This is a genomic window from Shewanella sp., assembly GCF_051658185.1.
GTDB lineage: Bacteria > Pseudomonadota > Gammaproteobacteria > Enterobacterales > Shewanellaceae > Shewanella.
In genome coordinates this window covers 1-4552 of sequence record NZ_JBOFMC010000253.1, presented here as the reverse complement: position 1 = coordinate 4552, position 4552 = coordinate 1, and the positions used below count along the sequence as shown (strand labels likewise).

Sequence of the window (4552 nt, the reverse complement as noted above, 5' to 3'; positions counted from 1 at the left end):
ACGCCGATATAGGCTTCAGGATTGACATGGCCAACCACAATAAATACCGGGCTTCCTGCGTTCACTACTTCACCAAAACTGTGTTGGCGTTGGCTAATGGTGCCATCAAAGGGCGAACGCAGTAGCGACTTATCCAGCTTTAACTGATTGGCATACTTTAAGGCCAATAATCCTTGTTTGGCCGCTTCTAACTGACTTAATTGGTTACGATTTTCATCCAGCAATTGCTCTGCAACATAGCCTGATTTTTGCAGCTCAAGGTGACGCTTAAGGGTGCTGCTGGCCAGTTCGATATTGGCCTGATTTTGGGACAGATTGGCGAGGATTTCTTGGCGCTCAGCCTCAAGCAGGCGGGTATCTAAGCGGGCTAACACTTGCCCTCGGATCACTTTGGCGCCGCTATCAACATAGAGCTCACTTAATTTCCCTGAGAGTTCAAAGCCCACACCTGTCGTGTTGCCAGCCCTAAGGGTACCTGAATAGATTTGCTGGCTTTGATAGCTCGCGGCGGGGATGAGCTGCGCCGTCATCACTTTGGGCAATTCGGCGCTGGGCAATGCGTGGCGCGATAACTCACTGCTCGGGAGGTTGTGCGGGGTTGGCCGCTCGCGCACATCCTGTTGACAGGCGGTTAAACAGATGAATGTAAATAAGCCTATCGTGCGCCATGCATTGTAGATGATATGATCCATTTGCAGCCTTCCGATGTGGGTTAATGTTAAAATGCTGTTACTAGACTTGCTAGTCTAGATTGTAAAGACTGGACTGTCTAGTCTAGTTATGATTAGCTGACGTCAATTTATTTGGACAAATGATTTGAGAGTGGATATGACACCAGTGTCAGATACGTCGCTACCGATGAGCCGTAGCGAACAAAAAAAGCAGCAAATCCTCGTGGCAGCCATGGATTTATTTTGTCGACAAGGATTTCCCCATACCAGCATGGACGAAGTGGCTCGGCTGGCGGGCGTCTCTAAACAGACGGTTTACGCCCACTTTGGCAGTAAAGACGAATTATTTGTGGCCGCCATTGAATCAAAATGCATTGGCCATAATTTGAATGATGATTTGCTTAAGGATCCCCAGCAGCCAGAAGCCACCCTGATGCGTTTTGCCATTAAATTCGGTGAGATGATTGTCAGCCCAGAGGCCATCACGGTCTTTAAGACCTGCGTCGCTCAGTCCGAAAGTCACCCAGAGGCCTCGCAATTGTTTTTTGCGGCTGGACCGCAACATATTGTTGGCATTTTGGCGGACTATTTACACGCCGTGCAGGCATTGGGTAAATATGATTTTGGTAATGTGCAGCATAGCGCTGTGCGTTTATGTTTAATGTTATTTGGTGAGTTAAAACTCAGGCTAGAGTTAGGGCTTGACGTTAGCCCATTGGTTGCGGACCGTGAGGCTTATGTTTGTGGTTGCGCCCAGATGTTTTTACGGGCTTACCGTATCGAATAAGCGTATTGCATAAGCGTTAGGCATAAAGAAACGTTAGGCATAAAGAGCTTGAATAAGCCCTGCGGCTTAGTTTATCACGATGGTTCACGGATATTGTCTGCCAATCGTTCGTCTTAATAGGGATGGGGCAGCAAACACTGAGCTAAAAGTGGATGCTAAACAGTTGCCGTTAGTGTGAACTTTTTAGATAGAATTAACGTATTTGCCAGCAAACGATGCTAGCCGCATCAATGCTTTTAACTGCTTGCGGTATTACAATCAACGGCATTCATGATTATCCTATTCACGATTGCGGTATTTACCCATTGCTGTACCCCAAATGATAATAATCTAAGGAGTTGGTGTGACAACGCAAAATCTATCTGGCAACAACAAAACCCTATCGTTGATAAATATTGGGGTGTTACTTATTCCTCTTATGGGGACTGCTGCGATAGCCGCTGATAAACCACCCAGAGAATATAAACCTTTTAAACTCAGTATTGCGCAAATAAGCACCCAAAATGCCGCGATTGCAAACAGTCAGACCGAATTACAACGGGACAGTTTGTTACTTAATGCAGCGGTTAATATTCCCTTAAATCGGCAGTGGTCAATGGGGCTGAGCCTTGGATACGATAACTTAGATTATGCTTGGCGCCCAGTGGATGGAATGCAAGCGGACGCCGTTAAGGCATTATTTGGTTCAAGCGGCCAAACTTGGGAGCAAATTGAGCGCTATCGCGCGAGTGTTTCATTAAGTTATCGGTTGGATCAACATTGGCGTTTTATGATTGCACCTCAGCTTCAATATGCCTATGCCGATACTGCTTCGAGCGATAATGCCCAAAGTTACGGTGTTGTGGCCTCTGCGATGTATGCCTTTGAGTCGGGAAATATGCTGGGGCTGGGTGTGGCATATTTAAATGATATTGATGATGTGCGTACTGTGCCCTATTTAGCGATGCGCTGGCAAATTAACGAACGTTGGAGCCTTGCGAATCCCTTTAAAGCCGGATTTAGCGGCCCAGCAGGATTAGAGCTCAGCTATCAATTTAATCCTCATTGGAATATCGGGTTGGGTAATTCAAAGCGGACCGAAAGATTCTTAATTAAGGATGAGGATATCGCCGTAGAAATTAATGAATGGGTGACTTATTTACGTGGAGGCTGGCAAGCCACTCGCTCGCTCTCGGTAAATCTTTATGCGGGATATTATTTTAATGGCGAATTAGAAGTGACGCGCCAAGCTGGCGTCGACATGGATAACCAAGGCGCAGCGGCCTTGGATCTGGAGTTTAAGTTTTAATTATTGGCCCAGCATGGCCTCTTTTAGGCTTTGTTGGGCCGGTTTATCCCCCAGCCAAATTTTCAGTAAGGCTTGGCGAAACATTTCCCCTTCGATGGTGGCTTGTTTTTGATCATTTTTATAGGCGCTGACCCCGGTATTTTTCTGGGTCACGAAAGTAAATTGATCGCCTTGTTTGATTTCATCCTTAAATAACGCCATAAAGGCATCGATTTGCGGCTGAATATCGGCAGTATTATCTGCGGTTGCATATTCAAACCCTTCGGTAATCGCCGCGCGCATTTTATCGGAGGTGATCATATTTGAGGTGATATTGAGACGAATTGCGGCAATCGGCGCCTCGATAACTGTCGCCGTTGACTTAGCCGCGTTTGGCACATATAGGCTGCCAACATATAAATCCATAAAAAACTTACTGCGAACCCCAGCGCCGTTGAGCACTAAGGCTTGATTTTCGAGCGTTAAGGTATCGGCAACTTGGATGCCTGACACTTCTTTCGCCAAGGTGATACCGGGCAATATCAACGCCGTGGCTAGGGTTAGGGTAGAGAGCAACTTCATAATACACCTCAACTTATTTGACTTATGTTTATTTGTTTATGGTCAGTTCGGTCTGCCTGTCTTTGCGCCTGTCACTGCTTGGCTTATCATCGGCAAAATAGGTCCATGATACTAATCGAAAGCACCGGGCAGCGATAGCCTCATGGACAAAGCCAAGACGCTGTGAGTGCGCGCTTTGGTGTGAAGCATTCGCTACAGCTTCAGCTCAAGCACGAGGTCAATGCGGGCCATGATGAACGCCGTGCAGCAGCAGAGGTGTTTAGGCAATGCTGTTTGTTGCAGAGCCTGTTTTCCGTTAACCGCGCAGCCCTAATTTGTACTGACCAGTTTGCTCAAACATCACCGCTTGCTTGTGTTTGGGGGAGATGAGGATCGGACCATCATCAAAGAATAAAAAGCACTTCCAGTTACGCACAAAGACATCCCAGCGGGTTTCAATGATTTGGTATTTTTCATAACAAAAATACACCGGTGTTTCGTCTGGCCACTGGATAAAGTCGGCCAACATGTCTGGCAAATGATTATCGTCACTGTCCCAAGCACTTTGCCAATGGTCGGTAATGGACCAGGCATCGGCTTTCGCGGCCCAATCACCCTTAGTAAATTGTTCAGCACGGCTACTTTTGTTGCTGATCCACTGAGTCCATACCGTCATAGCACTTTTTTCGGTTAAGGGGCGGATCTGCGCCTTATCCTCGGGCGTCACGGGTAAGTCTTTATGGTTAAAAATCCACTTTCGACGGTAAGTCTCTAAAGGTATATAGGTATGAGCCAAACAGTATCTCCTCGCTGGCATTTGCACCGCATTGTGATATGGCGATTTTAGTTACATTGCGATCATAGTTACAACGCGATCCTAGTGAGAACGTTGTATCGAATAGTTGTATCGAATAGTCACATCGAATAAGCGCATCGAATAGGCGCATTGGAGATGTCTCTCCCATGCGGACCGGCCGATTATACGGGCTTGCGCGGCAATTGTGAAATCAGCCCATTTTCCACGGTTCAACATCTCCCATGTTGTCAACTAACGTCAAAAACGTGTTGAAATGTTTGATAGGGGAGGCTGTATGCTGCTGATTCGTGCTTGGGGTGGTCTATGGGTGATTTGAAATAATAGCGCTGCTATAAACGCACTGAAATAAAAGGCGGAAAAATTAAGCTGGTCTCTCCACAGGGGATAAGTCTAACTAATTCATAAACTTATACAGTCATTGATAAACCTATATGTAGCAATATCTTAGC

5 protein-coding genes are annotated in these 4552 nt (G+C 46.4%); 2 read left to right on the top strand and 3 right to left on the bottom strand.

The annotated features are described in order from the left end of the window. A partial coding sequence (locus ACRCZA_RS09955) for an efflux RND transporter periplasmic adaptor subunit (RefSeq protein ID WP_438674286.1) occupies window positions 1-692 on the bottom strand: 692 nt, incomplete at its 3' end. Window positions 693-828: 136 nt separating this feature from the next. Between ACRCZA_RS09955 and ACRCZA_RS09950 the strand changes: the two genes are divergently transcribed. Then, window positions 829-1458 carry a TetR/AcrR family transcriptional regulator gene (locus tag ACRCZA_RS09950; RefSeq protein ID WP_438674285.1) on the top strand — a complete coding sequence of 210 codons (630 nt, stop codon included), beginning with the start codon at window positions 829-831 and terminating at the stop codon, window positions 1456-1458. 418 nt (window positions 1459-1876) lie between these two features. Then, window positions 1877-2746: a DUF6268 family outer membrane beta-barrel protein gene (locus ACRCZA_RS09945; protein WP_438674287.1), complete on the top strand. Its 870-nt coding sequence runs from the start codon at window positions 1877-1879 to the stop codon at window positions 2744-2746. Here the strand turns inward: ACRCZA_RS09945 and ACRCZA_RS09940 are convergent, their stop codons facing one another. Next, on the bottom strand, window positions 2747-3307 hold the full coding sequence (locus tag ACRCZA_RS09940) for a chalcone isomerase family protein (RefSeq protein WP_438674284.1): 561 nt from the start codon (window positions 3305-3307) through the stop codon (window positions 2747-2749). Window positions 3308-3602: 295 nt separating this feature from the next. Beyond that, the gene (locus ACRCZA_RS09935) at window positions 3603-4082 is read right to left on the bottom strand and encodes a DUF2947 domain-containing protein (protein ID WP_438674283.1); all 480 of its coding nucleotides are present in this window, start codon (window positions 4080-4082) and stop codon (window positions 3603-3605) included. Window positions 4083-4552: the final 470 nt, after the last annotated feature.

Excerpts from the sequence above, each read along its gene's own strand:
- ACRCZA_RS09950 (WP_438674285.1), top strand. The coding sequence starts at position 829 with ATGACACCAGTGTCAGATACGTCGCTACCGATGAGCCGTAGCGAACAA.
- ACRCZA_RS09945 (WP_438674287.1), top strand. The coding sequence starts at position 1,877 with ATGGGGACTGCTGCGATAGCCGCTGATAAACCACCCAGAGAATATAAA.
- ACRCZA_RS09940 (WP_438674284.1), bottom strand. The coding sequence starts at position 3,307 with ATGAAGTTGCTCTCTACCCTAACCCTAGCCACGGCGTTGATATTGCCC.